The sequence below is a fragment of the Streptococcus sp. CF8_St5-17 genome, assembly GCF_024295665.1.
Classification (GTDB): domain Bacteria; phylum Bacillota; class Bacilli; order Lactobacillales; family Streptococcaceae; genus Streptococcus.
The window spans coordinates 312,216-332,140 of record NZ_JANCOU010000001.1; the positions used below are offsets into that span (position 1 = coordinate 312,216).

At 40.1% G+C, this 19,925-nt stretch carries 18 protein-coding genes and 1 other RNA gene; 2 read left to right on the plus strand and 17 right to left on the minus strand.

What is annotated here, in order from left to right:
* Positions 1-39 precede the first annotated feature (39 nt).
* The 16 genes from tig to NMM19_RS01550 all read right to left on the minus strand — a co-directional run bounded on the left by tig (position 40) and on the right by NMM19_RS01550 (position 15,048).
* Complete coding sequence (tig, locus tag NMM19_RS01475; RefSeq protein ID WP_045614335.1) at positions 40-1,323, minus strand: trigger factor; 1,284 nt, start codon at positions 1,321-1,323, stop codon at positions 40-42.
* 112 nt (positions 1,324-1,435) lie between these two features.
* Complete coding sequence (locus NMM19_RS01480; RefSeq protein WP_178895362.1) at positions 1,436-2,068, minus strand: response regulator transcription factor; 633 nt, start codon at positions 2,066-2,068, stop codon at positions 1,436-1,438.
* An 11-nt stretch (positions 2,069-2,079) separates the two neighbouring features.
* Entirely contained in the window at positions 2,080-3,078 is a 999-nt protein-coding gene (locus tag NMM19_RS01485; protein WP_178895363.1) for a sensor histidine kinase, read from the minus strand.
* Positions 3,075-3,773, minus strand: a complete 699-nt coding sequence (gene liaF, locus NMM19_RS01490; RefSeq protein WP_254729676.1) for a cell wall-active antibiotics response protein LiaF — start codon at positions 3,771-3,773, stop codon at positions 3,075-3,077. Before liaF ends, NMM19_RS01485 begins: the two co-directional genes overlap by 4 nt.
* Positions 3,774-3,871: 98 nt before the next feature.
* Positions 3,872-4,873: a type 2 isopentenyl-diphosphate Delta-isomerase gene (gene fni, locus NMM19_RS01495; protein ID WP_178895365.1), complete on the minus strand. Its 1,002-nt coding sequence runs from the start codon at positions 4,871-4,873 to the stop codon at positions 3,872-3,874.
* A complete protein-coding gene (locus tag NMM19_RS01500; RefSeq protein ID WP_178895366.1) occupies positions 4,851-5,864 on the minus strand; it encodes a phosphomevalonate kinase in 1,014 nt (337 codons plus the stop codon). The genes fni and NMM19_RS01500 overlap by 23 nt, the downstream gene beginning before the upstream one ends.
* Complete coding sequence (gene mvaD / locus NMM19_RS01505; RefSeq protein WP_178895367.1) at positions 5,851-6,804, minus strand: diphosphomevalonate decarboxylase; 954 nt, start codon at positions 6,802-6,804, stop codon at positions 5,851-5,853. The genes NMM19_RS01500 and mvaD overlap by 14 nt, the downstream gene beginning before the upstream one ends.
* The gene (gene mvk / locus NMM19_RS01510; protein WP_178895368.1) at positions 6,786-7,664 is read right to left on the minus strand and encodes a mevalonate kinase; all 879 of its coding nucleotides are present in this window, start codon (positions 7,662-7,664) and stop codon (positions 6,786-6,788) included. Before mvk ends, mvaD begins: the two co-directional genes overlap by 19 nt.
* Positions 7,665-7,786: 122 nt before the next feature.
* Positions 7,787-8,719 (minus strand): choline-binding protein CbpF, encoded by a 933-nt coding sequence (gene cbpF / locus NMM19_RS01515; protein WP_178895369.1) that lies wholly within the window; start codon positions 8,717-8,719, stop codon positions 7,787-7,789.
* A 95-nt stretch (positions 8,720-8,814) separates the two neighbouring features.
* Positions 8,815-9,504 (minus strand): response regulator transcription factor, encoded by a 690-nt coding sequence (locus NMM19_RS01520; RefSeq protein ID WP_178895370.1) that lies wholly within the window; start codon positions 9,502-9,504, stop codon positions 8,815-8,817.
* A gap of 11 nt (positions 9,505-9,515) precedes the next feature.
* The gene (gene gndA / locus NMM19_RS01525) at positions 9,516-10,940 is read right to left on the minus strand and encodes an NADP-dependent phosphogluconate dehydrogenase (RefSeq protein WP_178895371.1); all 1,425 of its coding nucleotides are present in this window, start codon (positions 10,938-10,940) and stop codon (positions 9,516-9,518) included.
* A gap of 76 nt (positions 10,941-11,016) precedes the next feature.
* Positions 11,017-12,462, minus strand: a complete 1,446-nt coding sequence (locus tag NMM19_RS01530) for a cell division site-positioning protein MapZ family protein (RefSeq protein WP_254729678.1) — start codon at positions 12,460-12,462, stop codon at positions 11,017-11,019.
* The gene (locus NMM19_RS01535; protein ID WP_178895373.1) at positions 12,455-13,633 is read right to left on the minus strand and encodes a class I SAM-dependent RNA methyltransferase; all 1,179 of its coding nucleotides are present in this window, start codon (positions 13,631-13,633) and stop codon (positions 12,455-12,457) included. Before NMM19_RS01535 ends, NMM19_RS01530 begins: the two co-directional genes overlap by 8 nt.
* An 82-nt stretch (positions 13,634-13,715) precedes the next feature.
* Positions 13,716-14,097, minus strand: an RNA gene (gene rnpB, locus NMM19_RS01540) — RNase P RNA component class B.
* 18 nt (positions 14,098-14,115) lie between these two features.
* Positions 14,116-14,451, minus strand: coding sequence for a cell division regulator GpsB (gene gpsB, locus NMM19_RS01545; protein WP_006150353.1), 336 nt, complete (start codon positions 14,449-14,451; stop codon positions 14,116-14,118).
* 69 nt (positions 14,452-14,520) lie between these two features.
* Positions 14,521-15,048 (minus strand): SLOG family protein, encoded by a 528-nt coding sequence (locus NMM19_RS01550; RefSeq protein ID WP_178895374.1) that lies wholly within the window; start codon positions 15,046-15,048, stop codon positions 14,521-14,523.
* Between the two features lie 67 nt (positions 15,049-15,115).
* On the opposite strand from NMM19_RS01550, the gene recU reads away from it, so the two are divergent.
* Positions 15,116-15,712: a Holliday junction resolvase RecU gene (gene recU, locus NMM19_RS01555; protein WP_178895375.1), complete on the plus strand. Its 597-nt coding sequence runs from the start codon at positions 15,116-15,118 to the stop codon at positions 15,710-15,712.
* Complete coding sequence (gene pbp1a, locus NMM19_RS01560; protein WP_178895376.1) at positions 15,709-17,814, plus strand: penicillin-binding protein PBP1A; 2,106 nt, start codon at positions 15,709-15,711, stop codon at positions 17,812-17,814. The genes recU and pbp1a overlap by 4 nt, the downstream gene beginning before the upstream one ends.
* Positions 17,815-17,919: 105 nt before the next feature.
* Here the strand turns inward: pbp1a and NMM19_RS01565 are convergent, their stop codons facing one another.
* On the minus strand, positions 17,920-19,902 hold the full coding sequence (locus NMM19_RS01565; protein ID WP_178895377.1) for a peptide ABC transporter substrate-binding protein: 1,983 nt from the start codon (positions 19,900-19,902) through the stop codon (positions 17,920-17,922).
* Between the last annotated feature and the right edge of the window lie 23 nt (positions 19,903-19,925).

Genomic DNA, 19,925 nt, shown 5'->3' on the forward strand with positions numbered 1-19,925 from the left:
AAAACCCACCGAATCCGGTGGGCTTTTTATCTTTTCAGATTATTTTACTGTTGCAGTGCTTGTAATCAATTCAACAGCTTTTTTGATTGTGATATCGTGTTTCAACATGTCAGCTGAAAGCAAGCTTTGTACTTGAGCAACTTCCATGTTGTAGTCTGCAGCCAATTGCTCGATTTCTTTTTGGATTTCTTCTTCAGTAGCGTCAAATCCTTCAGCTTTAGCAACTGCTTCGATAACAAGGTTTGTCTTAGTGCGTGACTCAGCTTCTGCTTCATATTGTTTGTGAAGATCTTCTTGAGTAGTTCCAGTGATTTGGAAGTACATGTCAGGGTTGATACCTTGACGTTGCAAGTTTCCAAGGAATTCATTTACTGAGCGGTGAACTTCTTCGTGAATCATTTCTTCTGGAAGTTCTACGATTTCAGCGTTTTCTACAGCTTTATCGATTGCTGCACCTTCAACGGCATCAGTGTATGCTTCTTCTTTAGCAGCAGCTAATTCTTTGCGGTATTTTTCTTTCAATTCGTCAAGAGTTTCAACTTCTTCGTCGATATCTTTTGCAAGTTCATCGTCAAGAGCTGGAACTTCTTTAGCTTTAACTTCGTGGATAGTTGTTACGAATTTAGCTTCTTTACCTGCAAGGTCTTCTGCTTGGTAGTCTTCTGGGAATGTTACGATAACATCAACAGTTTCACCAGCTGAGTGACCTACCAATTGGTCTTCAAATCCAGGAATGAATTGTCCTGAACCAAGTCCAAGTGAGAAGTTTTCGCCTTTTCCGCCGTCAAATTCAACACCGTCGATAGAACCAACGAAGTCGATAACAACAGTGTCGCCGTCTTCAGCAGCACCATCTTTGATTACCAATTCTGCCAAGTTGTTGCGTTCACGTTCGATACGTGCATCTACATCAGCGTCAGTTACTTCTTTATCTACATCAACTGATACTTCAAGGTTTTTGTATTCACCCAATTTAACTTCAGGTTTTGTAACAACTTCTGCAGTGATAACCCAGTCTTGACCTTTTTCCATAGAAGTTACGTCAATTTTTGGTTGTGCAACTACTTCAAGACCAGCTTCTTTTACAGCTGCTTCATAAGCGTCTGGCAAAAGAGCGTTCATTGCATCTTGGTAAAGGGCTTCTTCACCAAATTTTTGGTCGAAGATAGGACGTGGAAGGTGTCCTTTACGGAAACCAGGAACATTAAGAGTTTTCTTTACTGAGTTAAATACACGGTCCAATTCTGGTTTGATTTGGTCTTGAGAGATAGTGAAAGTCAAGACACCACGGTTTGTTTCTTTGTTTTCAAATGATACAGACATTCTGTCATTTCTCCTTAAAATTTTTAATACAGTCCATTATACCATATAGTAGCGAATTTTTTCAAGTAATGGATGCGCTTTTCCTCCATGCTTAAGTTGCTTTCAAACTTCTCTAAAATTCGTCAGGGCCTACCAAGTGGTGCTGAAAGGCATAAACAGCCACCTGGGTACGGTCACTAACCTGAAGTTTAGCAAGTATGTTTGAAACATGAGTTTTAACAGTCTTGAGGGAGATAAACAATTCATCAGCTATACGCTGATTTTCATAGCCCTTAGCGATTAGTTGAAGGACATCTCTTTCACGAGCTGTCAGATCTTCGTGTAGTTCGACGTGATTACGGTGGTATTCTACCTTCTTGCTGACCTCTTGTTCAATAGCAAATTCACCGGCTGCTACCTTACGAACTGCGTGTAGCAACTCATCTGCGCTCGAAGTCTTGAGCATATAACCCCTAGCTCCAGCATTCAAGACCGGCATAATTTTTTCATTGTCTAGGTAAGATGTCACGATCAAGATTTTAGCCTCTGGCCATTCTTTGAGAATAGCTAGTGTTGCATCAATCCCATTGACTTCAGGCATGACAATATCCATGACAATCACATCCGGACGAAGCTCCAAGGCCATAGAAATCCCTTCTGCGCCATTGGTTGCTTCTCCTACAACCTCAACATCTTCCTGTAATTCGAAATAACTTTTTAATCCCAGACGCACCATTTGGTGGTCATCTACCAATAATAGTTTCATCTTACTTCCTCTTATTTATCCAAATCAAGCAAAGGAATGCGAATATCCACTGCTAAACCTTGCTTGGGAGCTGTTAATAATTGTATAGTCCCAGCCATATCTTCTACACGTTCTTTGATATTCCGTAAACCATAGCTCAGTTCGTCTCCATCATCTAGTTGAAAACCGCGCCCATTGTCTGCCACCTTCAACTGCAATTCCGTTTCCGTTTGATAAAGGTAAACATCCAGACAAGAAGCCTGCGCATGCCGAAGGGTATTACTAATCAATTCTTGGACAATACGGAAAATATGCTCTTCTATCTTTTTAGGTAATGCAGTTACCTGATATTTAAAGCTTACCTTCAGATCACTTTTTTCTTCTAGTTCTTTGAGGAGTATCTGAATCCCCTCCACCAAACTCTTTTGTTCCAGTTCAATAGGACGCAAATGCAAGAGTAGAATACGCAAATCTCTCTGGGCTGTCTCCAAAATAGCAGTCACACTCTGAAGCTGAGTTTGCATCTTTTCTCTATCTAATTTCGAAGCTTGTTGACTGAGTCCTGATAACATCATATGGGCAGCAAAAATTTCTTGGCTAACCGTATCATGCAAGTCACGCGCAATTCTCTTGCGCTCCTTTTCAACTATCTCTTCTTCTTTGACTAAAACCTGATTATCTGCTTTTTGAATAGCTTCTGTCAACAAACCAAGCTTACCTGATAAGTTTCTAAAACTTGCGTCTAAATCAGCATCTCCAAGGCTTTTAATATCTTTACCAGCTAGTAGACGTTTGAGATTTGCTTGGATTCTTCTTCTTGAAATTTCGTCAACCATTTTCCAGAATAAGACTAATAAAAAAGCAAGGGCAAGACTAAACATCAAGCCTAAAAATACGACTTTTTCTGTCTTTTCTAAATCTTGGAAGAGAGAAGTCCATTCCAAATCTAAGACCTTAAAAATGCTTCGAAATAGAAAAGCGACAAAGAGAAAAGAGGTGAGACCAATTAAAATATAGGGTTGTTTTTTCATCCTCTCACCACCTCAACATCTCCAACCATAGTTGTCAAAAGAATCTTAACACTCTTGGGACTCTTGAGATAATCTCTGGTTTCTTGATGAAATTGCTCATTACGCAAAGCACGTTTAGGCTGGTTAAAAAAGGTTAAATCTCCGTACAGAGAATTGACACTTAGGCTGACTTCAACATCTACTGGTACGATAATTCTAGTCGTACCGACCAGTTTTCTCAAGATGATGACATTATCATGATTGCTCAAAATCACGTGCTCTAGATGAATGGTATCCTTCCCCATAAGGTGAAAGAGATTGATATCATCAAAACGACAAGTCTGGTAACTTGAAAAATGATGGAGATTGCCAAACCAGCGATTTTTCTCCCTCTTTACTGTCACAACTTCTTCAAAAAAAAGATTGGTATCTTCTCTTTCCTGGTTCATCATAGGGTAAAGCAGGAACAGGCTGTATATCAAGGCCACAAAGATGGCTAAAATGACAAAGGGATTGAGCATGATGATAAAGAAAAATAAGATGCTCACCGCCACTAAAATAAAGTTATTTCCTTGTTTTCCAGTATAATAGCGAATCAGCAGTAAAAACAAGAGCAATATCAGTAGAAAACGGGAAAAATGCTCTGATACCATCATAATCAGAGCTCCTGTTAATAAACAAGCTTCAATAAATAGAAAAATTTGGAATTTTCGCATGTATCCGTCCTCTCCATTTAATTGTATCACAAATCCCAAAAGTCACATCCGTCTGAGGAATGATAAAGAGGTCGGGACTAAAATCCTGACCTCTTTCTTTACATTTGGTCTTTTGCTTCTTTCAATTTTCCATAAAGGAGATAGTCGACCTCTTGTAAATCCTCAATTTTTTTACAATTAAGGGCACACATAATCAAGCGTAGGTCTTCCTTCCAGCTTTCAACAATGGAAATAACAACATCAACAGAGTAATTTTCAACCAGCTCTAACATAGTGCGTGATAGACCAACTGCCTTGGCTCCAAACACCAAGCATTTGATGATATCTAGTGGATTGCGAACTCCTCCACTAACCAAAAGTTCCATCTTGTCTTTCCAGTCTTGGGCATTCAGAAGAGCTTGCATGGTCGATTGACCCCAATCATTGAGGTAGTCCCGTTGACCGCTACGACGATTTTCGATATAGGCAAAGCTAGTTCCCCCACGACCAGACAAATCAACCGTACGTATGCCTATCTCATATGCCTTAGCAATGGTCTTCACATCCATGCCAAAGCCGACTTCTTTTAAGACAAGGGGAACAGAGATTTGCTCAGCATAATCTTTCAGATTATTTTGCCACAATCTAAATTGACGCTCACCTTCGGGCATGAGCAGTTCCTGCATAACATTAACATGAACTTGCAAGAGGAGGGGATTCATTTCTTTTACCGTTTGTATCCCCAATTCAACAGGCTTGTCTAAGCCAATATTGGTTCCAAAGAGGAGGTCAGGATGATTTGACTTGACAGAGAAAGAGTCATCCGCTGGATCCTTAAGTGCCGCACTGTAAGAACCCGTCACAAATAAAATTCCACAGGCCTCTGCCACCTGGGCCAATTTTTGATTGATTTCTCTGCCCCGATCACTCCCACCTGTCATGGCGTTAATATAAAAAGGAAAGTCCCATTTGTGCCCTGAAAATTCTGTCGAAAGATCAATCTCATCTATATCGTATAAGGGTAGTGAGGAGTGGATTAACTCCACCTCATCAAAACTATTATAAGTACTTTTTTGTTCAAGGGCATAGCGGATGTGTTCATCCTTCCGATTTGTCGTCATGTCCTATCCTTTCTTGATACAAGAGCTCAATCCCAAGATCAGCCCAGCGTTTTTTCAGTAATGTGGTCGAATCTTGGTCAAAACTGAGGGCTATCCCACAGTCTCCACCACCAGCACCACTACTTTTAGCAACAGCTTTTAAGTTTCTGCTGGCATCTTTTAATTGTCTGAGCGAAGGTGTGTAAATATCTGAACTCAAGCCTTCTAAAAGTTGGCTGGCTTGTTCTTGTAGCTCCATTATCTTTTCTTCTTGGCCTTCATGCAAAGCCTTTACCAAGTTAGTTACTGTTTCTTTTGAAGCCTGCAAAAAGCTAGCATTCATATTCTTCTTGATTTGCTTAACCATGTGACTAGACACCGCTACTTCCTTGGTCCAACCCACCAGAAAATCAAATTTCAAGGTCGGTTCAACACTCCTAATAGAAAAGCCCCAATCACGTGCTAATACAGTTGGCAAGTCTTCTTTTTCTAGCCATTCTGCCACTTTCTCACGGTCAAAAGACTGATAGAGGACCAGGTCTTCTGAAACGATACAGGCAATATCCCCCATGGAACCATTATCTCCACGTTTGAGAAGTACAGCACTAGCCAGTTTAAACAAAAGGTCTCTTTCAACAGGTCTTTCATAGAAAGCAAGCATGGCCTTGATGACCAAGACAACAACACTACCACTAGAACCCAGGCCAAACTTCTTGCCCTCACGCTCCATTTTCCCACGAATGTCTATGGAAAAAGGTTGCAAGTCAACTCCTTGGGAAGTCAGATATTCCTCCACCAAGGCAACTGTTTCTTGAATCAAGGCATAAGAAGAATCTGGGCGCATATCTACACTATAAGTAAACATATCCGAGTAGAGTCGATAAACTTCTGAGGACTCAATCTCAGCTGTCATATAGATGGGAATAGCTTTTATTAGTGCCAACTGCCCTGGTTCTAAAATGGCATACTCACCAGCCCAGTAGAGCTTACCACAAGTTTTAACAATCGTCATCTTGGCTCAAATCCTTTGTCTTTGAAACGATTAAGCGATAGCGTTGACCTAAAAGTTCTGATAGATGTTCCAAGTCTTTTTCTAAACAAAGAACCTTTACATTAGGCCCCGCATCCATGGTGAAGTAACAAGATTCTCCTTGTTCTCTAAGCTGACGAACGAAATCCATAGCCTCATAACTTGCATCTGTCAGATAAGAGAACGGCGGATTTGCAGTTTTTGTCGTCGCATGCATTGCAAGAGCGTTCTTTTCTGTTAAAGCTCCAACCTTCTCAAAGTCATTTCCCTTGAGATAGACCAGCATATCATTGTAGTCTTGTTCAGACTGACGGACCCAGTCCTCAAAAGTAGTCGAAGTTTCTACACAGAGTTTCATACCATCCCGACTAGAGATTGGTTTTTTCTGGTCTTCCAAGACCAACATAATCATAGCTAGTTTCAAGTCAGTTTCAACTGGATAAATCTCTCCACTATCCTTATCCCAAGCTGCTATGGGGCCATAAAAACTACGAGATGAAGAACCCGATGCAAACTTAGCTTCCAAGGCCAACTCTTTACGATCTAGTCCTAATTGGAAGTAGGCATTGCAAGCTTTGACTAGAGCAGACAAACCACTGGAACTTGAAGAAAGGCCTGCTGCTGTTGGCATATTGTTCTTGGTATCGATACGAACAAAACCTGCTCCTTCAGGACGGTAGCGGTCAATGATTTTACTCATCTTTTTATGTTCAGCTTCATTTTGCAACTGACCATTGATGTAAAATTCATCTGCCCTAGCATCTGCTGGCAAAGGTGAAAGTGTCGTCTCCGTATACATATTTTCTAAAGTCAGAGAGATACTGCTAGTCGCGGGAACCATCTCTTTTTCTTTTTTCTTACCCCAATATTTAATAATAGCAATATTGGCATAGGAACGTACTGTTACAGGCTTTCGATCCATGTCTGAACAGCTCCTTTCTCTTCTAATCTTTCTGCGAGTTCTTGTGCTTGACTGACATTAGCAACCAAGGCAATGATGCAACCGCCTAGACCACCACCACTCATCTTGGCTCCTAGAGCTCCATGTTCAAGGGCAGTTTCAACCAAGGCATCTGCCTCAGGGCTACTAACTCCGATTTCTTTTAGATTTCCATGAGCTTTGGTTAGAATTTCTCCCAGCTTCACGGCATCTTTTGTTTGAATAGCTTTTTCTGCCTCTTGGGTTAATTCTCCTAATGCATGCAAGAAAGGCAGAGCTTCCTTACCTTTGCTCTCTACGACTTGGATAGCTTCACGAGTATGTCCATAAACTCCAGTATCTGCAATGATCAGATAAGCTGACAAATCCATGGCTAATTCTTCAAAACCAACATTCTTGATAAAACGAATAGGCTGGTCACTTAGGCAAGTCTTAGCATCTAAACCACTAGGATTCATATGGGCAATCATCTCCGCCCGATTGACCAGAATTTCTAAAACATCATACGGAAGTTCTGCTTGGTAATAATCAAATACTGCACGAATGGCTGCAATACTAATGGCTGCTGAAGAACCCATCCCCCGTTTTTCTGGAATAGCCGAGTCAATTTGACAACGGATGCAAGCATCTTTGATATTTAGATACTCGAGAGAAGCATAAACAGCCATAGACAAGGTGTCCTCTTCAAACAGACGCCATGGTGTGGTTGCTGGAACCACCCGACAAGTCACCTCTACCTCTAAAAGAGGTAAAGAAATGGCTGGGTAGCCATAAACCACTGCATGCTCTCCGATTAAAATAATTTTACTATGTGCCTGACCGACACCAACTTCTTTTGTCATTTAATCCTTCTATCAGACGAAAACCGTCTTTTTCTAGATAAAATTTTAGAACTTTATTCCTTTCTATTTTATTATATTTTCACAAAAAAAGCGATTGTTTCCTTCACAATCGCTTTTTTTCATTACTGGACCCACTCGCCATTATAGTTGAGGTAGTAGCCACCTACTGTGGTATTTACAGCCAAGGCACCAGAATTATAGGCGTAGTACCATTTCCCATTGACTTGGAACCAACCGGTTACCATAGCTCCTGACGAACGGAGGTAATACCAAGTATTATCGACATAAATCCAGCCAGTTTTCATATCACCGTTTTGAGCATCTAGATAATACCAGGTTGAACCTTCTTGATACCAGCCGGTCGCCATAGCACCTGATGAACGGAGATAGTACCACTTGTTACCAAGATATTGCCAACCCGTTTGCATTGTAGCAGTTGTTGGATCTAGATAGTACCAAGTTGAATCATCGTTTATCCAGCCACGTGCGAGCTCTCCAACAGTCAATCTGTTGATGCGAGAATCAAAGCCACCATCCTCCTGTAAATAATACCAATGCCCCTTATCATGAACCCAACCGGTTTTTAAGGTGTGATAACTTCTTTGGTCTTCAAAATAGTAGACTCGTTTCTCTGCTGGACTATCATATTGTTCCCCATGATGTTTGTTGATATTTGTAGCAGTTTTTGCTTCTAAAACTTGCTTACCAACAAATTCTTGTAGTACCCCATCTTGACCAAAGTAAAACCAATCTGGTCTAAAAGCAACATCTTGCCTTATAGAAGAACCAATCGTAACCCCTTCGTGTGGAGCAGGTATATATTGCCAGCCGACAACCATCTCTCCAGATAAAGGATCAAAATAATAGTACTTACCATCAATCACTCGCCAGTAGGTTTCTTTGAGTTCCCCCTTCTTGTAGTAAGTTCTACCATTTTCTTGGACAAATTGCCAGCCTTCTGAATCAGCATCGTCCGCAAATACCGTACTTGTTGCTAACAGACCAAAAAAGAATACTGTTAGACCGACTTGCATCATTTTTTTCAAAAATTTCATTCTTGTTTCCTCCAAAATGATTGTAGCAAAGGCAATACTATATGTCAATATATAATAAATTCAAAAAAAGCAGTTACATAACTGCAACTGCTTTTCTATTCTTGCATGGTGTAACCAACACCACGCACAGTTTTGATATAGCTCTTTTGACCTTTTACGTCAAGTTTGCTACGTAGATAACGGATATAAACATCGACGATATTGGTTTCGGTCGCACTCTCATACTTCCAAACACTTTCCAGCAACTGCTCACGAGTTAAAACCTTCTTACTTCCCATAAGAGTAGCTAAGAGGTCATATTCACGACGTGTCAGAGCAATCATCTCCTCGCCACGATAGACGGTATGATGTTCTACATCCATACGCAGATTGCGATAGGATGTTGGAACCTTCATCTGATTACAGTGTTGGTCGATAAAGTCCCGACCTCGGAAAATTGCTGCAATACGAGCCACTAGATCATCGATAATGACTGGCTTGTAGATATATGAAACAGCAAAACGTTGGATTGTTTCAACTTGGTCTTGCAATTCTTCTCGATGGTCCAAGACCATGATAACCGAAGCTGGCTTAGTCCGACTCAACTGTTCTGCAAAATCCTGGGCTGTCATATCCCCTAGATGAGCATTCAGTAAAATCAAGTCATAGTCTGTCTGAAGAGCCATGGAGAGGGCTTTTTGTCCCTCTTCTACCTGATCAACTCGGTATTGCTCTTTTTGGAGTTCCAGACTTAAAAAATGAGCTAGATTTCTTTCTTTCTCAAGTAATAAAATCCGTTTCCCCATGGCTGACCTACTTATTTTTCGTCATACCAAGAGTAGTGGAATGTTCCTTCTTTGTCTTTACGTTGGTATGTGTGAGCACCAAAGTAATCACGTTGTGCTTGGATCAAGTTCGCTGGAAGGTCAGCTGAACGGTAGCTATCAAAGTAAGTAATGGCTGCTGAGAAGGTTGGTACTGGTACACCAGCTTGAACCGCAAGAGCAACAATATCACGAACAGATTGTTGGTACTTAGCTGTTACATCCAAGAAGTACTCATCCAAAAGAAGGTTGGCAAGATCTGCATCACGGCTGTAAGCATCTGTAATCTTTTGCAAGAAACGAGAACGGATGATACATCCAGCGCGCCAGATAGATGCGATATCTGCAAATGGCAAGTTCCAGTTATTTTCTTTAGAAGCTACACGCAATTGCGCAAAACCTTGTGCGTAAGAAATGATTTTTGAGAAGTAAAGGGCTTGACGGATCTTTTCAATCAACTCAGCCTTGTCTCCTTCAAATTTGAAAGCAGCTGGTTTTGGAAGCACCTTGCTAGCGTGTACACGTTCTTCTTTATAAGTTGAAATGTAGCGCGCAAATACCGACTCAGTAATCAGTGACAATGGCACACCAAGGTCAAGAGCTGATTGGCTAGTCCATTTACCAGTTCCTTTATTTCCTGCAGCATCCAAGATGTAGTCTACGATTGGTCCATCTTGACCTTCATCATCTTTACGGCTCAAGATATCAGCTGTGATTTCAATCAAGTAGCTGTCCAATTCACCCTTGTTCCACTCAGTAAAGATTTCAGCCATGTCTTCTGCTGAAAGACCGAGCAAGTGTTGCATCAAGTCATAGCTTTCTGCGATCAATTGCATATCACCGTACTCGATACCATTGTGGACCATTTTCACATAGTGACCTGCTCCATCAGGACCGATGTAAGTCACACATGGTTTCCCATCTTCTGGTGCTTTTGCAGAAATTTCTTCAAGAACGTCAGCCACCAATTCATAGGCTTCTTTTTGTCCACCAGGCATGATAGATGGTCCTTCAAGGGCACCTTTTTCACCACCAGATACACCTGTACCGATGAAGTTGATACCTGAGTTCGCCAATTCTTCATTACGACGGATAGTATCTTTATAGAAAGTATTTCCGCCATCAATCAAGATATCGCCTTTATCCAAGTGTGGAAGAAGGGCTTGGATGGTTGCGTCTGTACCAGGTCCTGCTTGAACCATGAGCATGATACGACGTGGTTTTTCGATTGAGTTTACGAAGCTTTCGATATCATAGCTTGGCACAAAGTTCTTTTCAGGATGGCAAGCAACAACATCTTCTGTTTTTTCTTTACTACGGTTATAGATAGCAACTGTGTATCCACGAGATTCGATATTAAGGGCAAGGTTACGACCCATTACGGCCATACCAACAACACCAAAGTTTGCTTTAGTCATGTGACACTCCTCTTGTTTAATATGTTTTATTTTATCATGTTTATCTGTGAAAAGAAAGAATTTTATAACAATTTGACTAGTAGTCTAAATCATCCGCATGGCCAGAACCATTCCCTACAAAGTAACCTGTCTTACAGTTTAGGGTGAAGAGATAAGTTCCATCTGGTTTATAAAGGTTGTAATAACCATTGCCATTAACGATATTTACAGGTTCCAAGATATATTGGTTTCCAGTGATATATCCACGTACACGGGATGTCTCAAGTATTCGTTCAAGGACACCATCTGCAAAAGTCCAAGCAGGATTACTACTATCACTTACAGCGGCTTGATTATACGGTACTCGACTGACACTTCTTTGCAAATTAACGCCTTCGCTCGACAAGCCACCATTCGTAGATGACGCAGTCTCATTTGTTGAAGTAGATGGACTGCTTTCTGTCGTTGGGCTTGACGCTTCTTGGCTAGCGGCTGACGTTGAAGCTGCACTTGTTGTTGTACTTGCTAATTGACTCTTACCAAGACTGATTGCTTTGTCTAGAAGTTTATCAATTTCTGTATTACCAGTCTTGATATCTGTAAATTTAGCATCCGCTTTGATTTTTGCATTTGTATCCAAAACACCATCTGTAATAGCTGGAGTTTCAAATTGAGAATTTACTTCTTGAATTGCTTTTATCTGTGTTTCTAAGCTATCATATTTTGATTTGGCTAGAGTATGTTCTCTCGCTCCTTCAAGTTTATCTAGAAGTTCCTTCAATTGATTCAGTTGACTAAACTGGCTATTTTTAAGAGCTGTTTTGTTTTCATCAGTATAAAACGTGTCGTAGAGCGCATTAAATTGTTCATAGACCGACTGATTGCTTACCAAGCCTGAATCTGCAGCCTTAGTTTGAAGTTCTTGAGAAGAGCGCGCAATCTGACGATAAACGTAATAGCCACCTCCAAAAATCAAGAGGAATAGCAAAATAATGGCTGACAAAATCGCCCATTTCTTTTTATTTTTTGGTTCATCATCAACTTCAGTAGAACGAGAAAAAGGTTGTAGCTGATCTTCATTTTCCTCATAAACCACTCCCACTTCGGAGTTTTCTACCTCAGTCATTTCAACAGCTTCCAATTCATCCTTAAAAGGTTGCTCGAGAATTCTCGTTTCCTCTTCTTCAGCTTCTTGAACAACGATTTCAGTTGTCTCTGCAGCTACTGCAAGAGCAATTGCTTCCTCTTCTGAACTTAATGCACTTTCTTGTTCAGTTGTTTCTCTCACTTCCTGAATCATATCGTCCAAGCTTTGAGTGGATTCCTCTTTTTTCGTTTGTAAATTTTCAAATTTGTCTGCTTCGATTTCTTCACGGTGTTGCTTGATATATTTGTCTAAGATGGTATCATCTGGAGTCACACCTGCTTCAACCTCTTCGTTCTTACGAATAGCCTGACCAACCGTTAAATCTTTAGCCTCTTCAAATTCAAATTTAGATTCTTGCTCACCTTTATGATGACGATCGCGTCTTTTCTTACTCATCTGCATTCCTTTCTTTTTTAACATCTTGCCTTTTCACACGTTGACCAAAATATTGATATAAATCAACTTTCAAAGTACCGTTATAGAGTTTCCGTTTTTTATCTGCCTGACTACCATATTTACTTTCAAAAGCTTCATCACTAGTCAGGACAAATTTACTCCATGTTTTAAGGGGGGCAAATACTTCTCCCATCTCAGCATAGAGCTTGGTTACTCCTGCATCATCTGACAAGCGTTCTCCATACGGTGGATTCGAAATAATAACTCCATTGATCTTGTCCGTTCGCAAATCCTGCACGCGCATCTGCTTAAAGTGGATATCCTTAGAAACTCCCGCAGCCTGAGCATTTGCCTTAGCAATTTCCACCATGCGTCCATCAATATCACAACCCATAATGTCTAGCTCAATCTCACGATTGATTTTTTTGCTTGCTTCTGTGCGGACTTCCTGAATTAAACGATCACTAACCCAGTTCCAATCCTCAAAAGCAAAGGAACGGCGCAAACCTGGCGCCATATTACGAGCAATCATAGCTGCCTCAATACAGAAGGTCCCTGAACCGCAGGTCGGATCAATCAAGGGTTTATCAGGATACCAGTTTGATAATTGCAGAATTGCTGCTGCCATGTTCTCTTTAATAGGAGCACCACCTTTTTCAGTACGATAACCTCGTTTGAAAAGACTAGAGCCACTTGTGTCAATCATGATAGTCGCAACATCTTTAAGAATTGAAACCTCTATTTTAAACTCTGGACCATTTTCCATCAGCGGAACACCTTCTGGTCGAGCATAATGTTTCTGCAATTTCTTAACAACTGCCTTTTTAGAAATAGCTTGAACACTAGGTTCATTATGAAGTTTTGATTTGACACACTTAGCCTTTGAAATTGGAAAACGCGCTCCAAGTGGTAAATAGTTTTCCCAATCTAAGGCGAAAACTCCTTGAAAAAGTTCTTCAAATGTTTTTGCAGGAAAAGTCCCAACAACAATCTTAATCCTATCTGCAGCTCGTAGCCACAAATTAGTTTCAATAATTGCCTTTACATCTCCTTCAAAGCGAACGCGACCATTCTCAACTTGACAATCATAGCCAAGTGCACGCACTTCACGACCTACAACAGCCTCTAAACCCGCTGCAGCAGTCGCTATTATATTAAATGTTTGTTTCATGTCAGTCTTTAAAGACCTTTCTCTTGTTCACCTTTAAAAAATGAGGTTGAGAAAATTTCTCAGCCCCAACCTATATGCAATTTTCTATAAGCCATGTTTTGTTCCAGAAGCGACTAGGACCACTTCTTTCGATAATCATCTGTCTACCACTAACAGCTAGAAGCTGCTAGCAGTCAGAGTACTACGTTCGTTTCCGCGCACTCCATGCCCCGACCAAAATTTGGGTTGCTAGCTTGAGGGGTTTACCGCGTTCCACTCTCTCTGTTTCCAGAGAGACTTCGTCACTGTGGCACTTTCAGAGCTACTAAAACATATCCGAAAACTTAGTCTATTCACTCGCCGTAACGATTTCTCGTTCCTAGGCTTATGGTTTCGCCTAGCACAAACACTACAGGCATCACAGCCTGTGCTAGCATGGACTTTCCTCATGAAAAGATAAACTCTCCACGCGATTATCCAAAAATTGCACAACTGTATAATTCTTAGAAATCAGAATTTTCTACAATTTGTTTGCCAAATACTTCTTTTTCAAGACGATTCAAGCGTTTCAGGATATCAAAATTAGTCATAGAAGTCGTACTTCCAAGCTCAGCAGGTTCAGACGTTACAGATACAGGTGCCGCCTGAGGTTTGTTCGCCAATTGCTCTTTCAATTCTGCGACTTCCAAACGTAGTGATTTAACCAACGCTGCATAGGTTTCATAGTCCTTGATAACGTCATCTAAGAATTCATCTACCTCTGCTTTACTGTATCCACGTACTTCTCTTCCGAAATCCTGCTCAAAAATATCCTTTGCTGTAAAAATAATACTTGCCATGTCTCTCTCCATTCTCAGTTACTAGTATTATTATATAAAAAAAGGCAAACAAAAAGCAAGGTCAAAGCCTCAATTTTCGGAAAAATTTTCGGCTATTTCGTTTAATTCCTCAAATGTTAATCTTTTTGTCATATAGTTGTCTTTCTTTTTCATCAGTTCGTAAAAAAATCTCATTTTTGTTTCGTTGTCTTCGTCGTAAAAAATATAGGCGCCATCCGTATTTTCGAGTAAAAAAATCTGATAATCTCTCAATTGGCCTTTGTGCTCATAAGTTGGATAGGCATATTTGACAAAATCGACCTGTTTAAAATCACTCAATTTGACCTGGTTAGCCTCATTCCAGTTTGATCCATGTGTCTCAAAATCAAAAATAGTCGCTAGTTGAAATTCATAGGCCTCCTTCATGTCTCTAGCTACTTCTAAGACCCAGTGTTCAAAACCAAGAGTGCCTGTGAAAACTAGCCATTTCAACCCTTCCTCAGCTAATCTTTCCAAATCTCTACGAATGGCTTTTTTTATAATTTTTAACCGAATATCCTTTTCATTTAACAATCCTAAATCAAAAGCTGAGTATCCTAAAACCAAGGCTGTATGCATTTTTTCACCCTTTCTGTTGACCTTTGTGGTATAATAAAGTGATGTTATTGTACCAATAAGGAGGATTATGGTCAACTATCCACATAAACTTTCATCTAAACCAAGTAAAACTTCTCTGCCCCAAACTAAAAATTTCGCAAATCGAGGGATGAGCTTTGAAAAGATGATAAATGCTACGAACGACTACTATCTATCACATGGAATAGCAGTCATTCACAAAAAGCCAACCCCAGTTCAGATAGTTCGAGTCGACTACCCTCAACGGAGTCGCGCTAAAATTGTCGAAGCCTATTTTAGACAGGCTTCAACTACTGACTACTCGGGTGTTTATGAAGGATTTTATATCGATTTCGAAGCCAAGGAAACCAGACAAAAAAATGCTTTCCCGATGAAGAACTTCCATTCTCATCAGATTTTGCATATGGAACAGGTTCTTGAACAAAAGGGTATATGCTTCGTCTTAATCCACTTTTCTTCTTATCAGGAGACATATTTATTACCGGCGATTGACCTCATCCATTTTTATCATCAGGATATGGGAAAAAAATCAATGCCGCTTGATTATATTCGAGATCATGGTTATGTGATTGAGCAACAAGCCTTTCCTCAAATACCATACCTCGATATCGTCAAACAACATTTACTAGGTGGTAAAACAATATGAATAAACATTTTTTCTGGCGCATTGCTAAATATCTAGGAATTGGATTTTTAGCAGCTTTTATTGCTGCAATATTGATTGGTGGAAGTGTCTTCTTCTACTATGTATCTAAAGCACCAGAACTTTCTGAAAGCAAACTTGTCGCAACAACTTCAAGTAAAATTTACGACAGTAAAAACGAATTGGTTGCTGACTTAGGAGCAGAGCGTCGTGTTAATGCTCAAAGCAGTGACATTCCTATTGAACTTGTAAATGCAATAGTATCAATTGAAGATCATCGCTTCTTTAATCACAGAGGAATCGATAGCATTCGAATAGCTGGAGCTTTCCTGCGAAACTTAACTAGTAGAGGTGGCCTCCAAGGTGGTTCAACCTTGACGCAACAGTTGATAAAATTAACTTACTTTTCAACATCATCATCAGACCAAACAATCGCACGTAAGGCCCAAGAAGCTTGGCTAGCTATTCAGTTAGAAAGAACTGCGACCAAACAGGAAATTTTGACATATTACATCAATAAAGTATACATGTCAAATGGTAACTATGGAATGCAAACTGCAGCTCAAAGTTACTATGGTAAAGATTTAAAAGACCTATCAATTCCACAACTTGCTCTTCTAGCCGGAATGCCACAGGCACCTAACCAATACGATCCTTATTCTCATCCAGAAGAAGCAACAGAACGTCGTAATCTAGTCCTATCAGAGATGCAAAAGCAAGGCTATTTAACAGCTGAGCAATATGAAACAGCTATCAACACACCAATCACTGATGGTTTACAAAGTCTCAAAGGAAGCAACAGCTACCCTCCATATTTAGACAATTACCTCAAAGAAGTGATTGAACAAGTTGAAACAGAGACAGGCTACAACCTTTTAACTACTGGAATGGATGTCTACACTAACGTAGACCAAGACGTTCAAAAACGACTTTGGGATGTATACAACACGGATGAATATGTAAACTATCCAGATGATGAAATCCAAGCAGCTTCTACTATTATTGATGTATCAAATGGTAAGGTTATTGCTCAACTCGGCTCTCGCCACCAAGCTAGTAACGTATCTTTCGGTATTAACCAAGCTGTTGAAACTAACCGTGACTGGGGTTCTACCATGAAACCAATCACAGACTATGCCCCCGCATTAGAGTATGACATTTATGACTCTACTGCCTACATGCTCAAGGATGTACCATATAACTTCCCAGGCACCAGCACTCCAGTCTACAACTGGGATCGTGGCTATTATGGTAACATCACTCTTCAAACTGCTATCCAACAATCTCGTAACGTACCAGCAGTTGAAACTCTCGATAGAGTTGGACTCGATAAAGCCAAAAAATTCTTAAACGGACTTGGCATTGATTATCCAACCATGGTATATGCAAACGCAATTTCAAGTAATACGACTGAATCAGGTAAACAGTACGGTGCAAGTAGTGAAAAAATGGCTGCCGCCTATGCTGCATTTGCTAACGGTGGTATCTATCACAAACCAATGTATATCAATAAAATTGTCTTTAGCGACGGTAGTTCAAAAGAGTTTTCTGATCAAGGTACTCGTGCTATGAAAGAAACAACCGCCTATATGATGACAGAAATGATGAAAACAGTATTATACTCTGGTACAGGTCGAGACGCTTATATTTCATGGCTTCTACAAGCAGGTAAAACTGGTACATCAAACTACACTGATGAAGAGATTGAAAACCACATTAAAACAAGTCAATTTGTTGCTCCGGATGAAATGTTTGTTGGTTATACCCGTAAATATTCAATGGCAGTCTGGACCGGTTACTCAAACCGCCTTACTCCAATCGTTGGTGATGGCTTTACTGTTGCCACTAGCATCTATCGTTCTATGATGCAATATCTAGCAGAGGACGATCACCCTGGTGATTGGACAATGCCAGAAGGACTTTATAGAAGCGGTGATTATGTCTTTAAGAATGGGGCACGTAGCAACTGGATTTTCCAAACAACTCAACAATCCTCAACAACCTCCAGCTCAACAACTGAAAATCAAAATTCAGTAGCTGAAACTACTAGCCCAAATACCGCTCAGAATCGAACTGCTCCAAATACAAATCAAAACCCTCAATAAAATCAAAATTCTCAAGAACAACAATAATCTTAAAAGATCTAGGAAAAATCTTCCTAGGTCTTTTGTTAATGAAAAAGTGGAGTTAATTACTAACTCCACCTTCTTTTATTTTACATGGTTTGCAAGATCTTCTTGCGCTTTTTTATTAGATTCTTCTTTTTCTTTCTTCCATTTATCTTGAGCTTTTTGATATTCATCAGCAGTTACTGGTTTATCTTGAAGTTCAAGGTACTTGTACAAGAGGGCTTCACTCATACCCTTGTTACCTGAGTATGCAAATGGAAGAGTATATGGCACCATCTTAGACAACATTGGACGTCCAGTTTGAGAAGTTGTTGGAATAATCAAAGCGCTATCTGTCAACCAAGCTTGGGCCGCAGCATATTTATCATAACGTTTTGAAACATCAGTGTTTTCGTTTCCGGCTTCAACAACCATCTTTTCATAATCTTCCAAACCAACTTGTTTGGCAGCAGCGTTGTTTGTACCAGCATCAAATCCTAGATAAGTCTTCGTATTTTCACCAACAGATGGTTTGATGATATCAAGGTAAGTAGATGGGTCAATGTAGTCTGGAGACCATCCAACGTTATCTGAGAGATCCCAATCTTCTCCAGCAGCTGTTTCAGCAAAGTAGGTAACATTTAAGACTTCATCTTTTTGAAGTTGTTGAATATCAACAACGACATTGTCAGTTCCTAATGTTGCTTCAAGTGATTGTTTCAATGACTGAACACGTTGAACTTTTGTAGTATTAGTTTGGTCAACTGGCATATCCAAATGAATTGGGAATTGAACGCCCTCTGCTTGGAGAGCTGTCTTAGCTTTAGCAAATTCTGCTTTCGCTTTTTCAGGATTGTATAGACCATCTTGAGCGTCGTCTAGATTAACATCTTTCCACTCGTCACCATAGGTGACCAATTTTTCTTTAACTAAGTCACCAAAGTTTTTACCATCAGCTTGAACAAATGTTGGTGGTACGAACAAGTTACGAAGAAGTTTGCTTGCTCCGCTTTCTCCATTAACTTGAGAAGCATAAGCTGTTCTATCAAAACCAAAGGCGATAGCTTGACGGAAGTCTTTGTTTAGGAGAGCTTTCTTAGTTGATGTCTTTTGCTCATCTGTAGTCTTAGAAGTGTACTTGTAAGACTGACGGTCAATATTTGTTCCAACTAAGAAAGTAGCAGAATCTTGTGGTGTATAAACGATGTTATCCTTAAACTCTTTTTCAAGTTCAGGATATCCTGCACTTGTCGGGAAGAGACGAGCCATTGAGAAGCCGCCATCCTTAAAGGTGTCTGCAAGTTTGCCTGTATCTTGACCATCCCAGAATGATAGTTTTACTTTATCAATATGAACATTGTCCTTATCCCAGTAGTTTGGATTCTTTTCAAATTCTACTGAAGATTTTGCTACCAATGATTTCAACAAGAAAGGACCGTTGTAAAGAATACTGCTTGGATCAGTTGCTTTGGCAAAGTCACTTCCTTTAGAAGTAAGGAATTCTTCATTGACTGGTGCAAGAATACCCATGGTTGTCTTAGAGTTCCAAAAGCTTTCTGGTTTATTCAAAGTGTATTGAACAGTTTGATCATCAATTGCCTTGATTCCAACTTCTGAGAAGTCTTTTACTTCACCTTTGACATAAGCGTCAAGACCTTTAATGGATTCTTGAACAAGATAAAGGGCCTCTGACTTATTATCAGCTGCATATTTAAGACCTGTTACAAAGTCTTGAGCTTTCACAGGTGCATACTCTTCACCTTCAGAAGTGTACCACTTAGCATCTTTACGGATTGTATAAGTGTAAGTCAAACCATCTTGAGATACTGACCAGTCTTCTGCCATAGATGGCACGAAGTTCCCGTAACGGTCATTCTCCATCAAACCGTCAACAACATTACTTGTGATATTCGCAACTGCAGCCTTACCTGTTGTCAGATAGTTGAGGCTGTCTGGATCTGTTTCATAAACGTAAGAAAAAGTTTTCTCACCTTTTGCACTAGAGCCTGAACCTGAACAAGCTGCCAAAACACCTGACGCTAACAGAGTCACTCCTGCTAGGGCCATTACTTTTGAAAATTTCATAATAAACTCCTTTTTGACTTTTT

Bases quoted from the DNA above. Each gene is read 5' to 3' on its own strand.
- NMM19_RS01565 (WP_178895377.1), bottom strand. From the start codon at position 19,902: ATGAAATTTTCAAAAGTAATGGCCCTAGCAGGAGTGACTCTGTTAGCG.
- NMM19_RS01530 (WP_254729678.1), bottom strand. From the start codon at position 12,462: ATGAGTAAGAAAAGACGCGATCGTCATCATAAAGGTGAGCAAGAATCT.
- gndA (WP_178895371.1), bottom strand. From the start codon at position 10,940: ATGACTAAAGCAAACTTTGGTGTTGTTGGTATGGCCGTAATGGGTCGT.
- liaF (WP_254729676.1), bottom strand. From the start codon at position 3,773: ATGCGAAAATTCCAAATTTTTCTATTTATTGAAGCTTGTTTATTAACA.
- pbp1a (WP_178895376.1), top strand. From the start codon at position 15,709: ATGAATAAACATTTTTTCTGGCGCATTGCTAAATATCTAGGAATTGGA.
- cbpF (WP_178895369.1), bottom strand. From the start codon at position 8,719: ATGAAATTTTTGAAAAAAATGATGCAAGTCGGTCTAACAGTATTCTTT.
- NMM19_RS01520 (WP_178895370.1), bottom strand. From the start codon at position 9,504: ATGGGGAAACGGATTTTATTACTTGAGAAAGAAAGAAATCTAGCTCAT.
- fni (WP_178895365.1), bottom strand. From the start codon at position 4,873: ATGACGACAAATCGGAAGGATGAACACATCCGCTATGCCCTTGAACAA.
- gpsB (WP_006150353.1), bottom strand. From the start codon at position 14,451: ATGGCAAGTATTATTTTTACAGCAAAGGATATTTTTGAGCAGGATTTC.
- tig (WP_045614335.1), bottom strand. From the start codon at position 1,323: ATGTCTGTATCATTTGAAAACAAAGAAACAAACCGTGGTGTCTTGACT.
- NMM19_RS01480 (WP_178895362.1), bottom strand. From the start codon at position 2,068: ATGAAACTATTATTGGTAGATGACCACCAAATGGTGCGTCTGGGATTA.
- mvaD (WP_178895367.1), bottom strand. From the start codon at position 6,804: ATGGATCGAAAGCCTGTAACAGTACGTTCCTATGCCAATATTGCTATT.
- mvk (WP_178895368.1), bottom strand. From the start codon at position 7,664: ATGACAAAAGAAGTTGGTGTCGGTCAGGCACATAGTAAAATTATTTTA.
- NMM19_RS01485 (WP_178895363.1), bottom strand. From the start codon at position 3,078: ATGAAAAAACAACCCTATATTTTAATTGGTCTCACCTCTTTTCTCTTT.
- recU (WP_178895375.1), top strand. From the start codon at position 15,116: ATGGTCAACTATCCACATAAACTTTCATCTAAACCAAGTAAAACTTCT.
- NMM19_RS01500 (WP_178895366.1), bottom strand. From the start codon at position 5,864: ATGACGATTGTTAAAACTTGTGGTAAGCTCTACTGGGCTGGTGAGTAT.
- NMM19_RS01535 (WP_178895373.1), bottom strand. From the start codon at position 13,633: ATGAAACAAACATTTAATATAATAGCGACTGCTGCAGCGGGTTTAGAG.
- NMM19_RS01550 (WP_178895374.1), bottom strand. From the start codon at position 15,048: ATGCATACAGCCTTGGTTTTAGGATACTCAGCTTTTGATTTAGGATTG.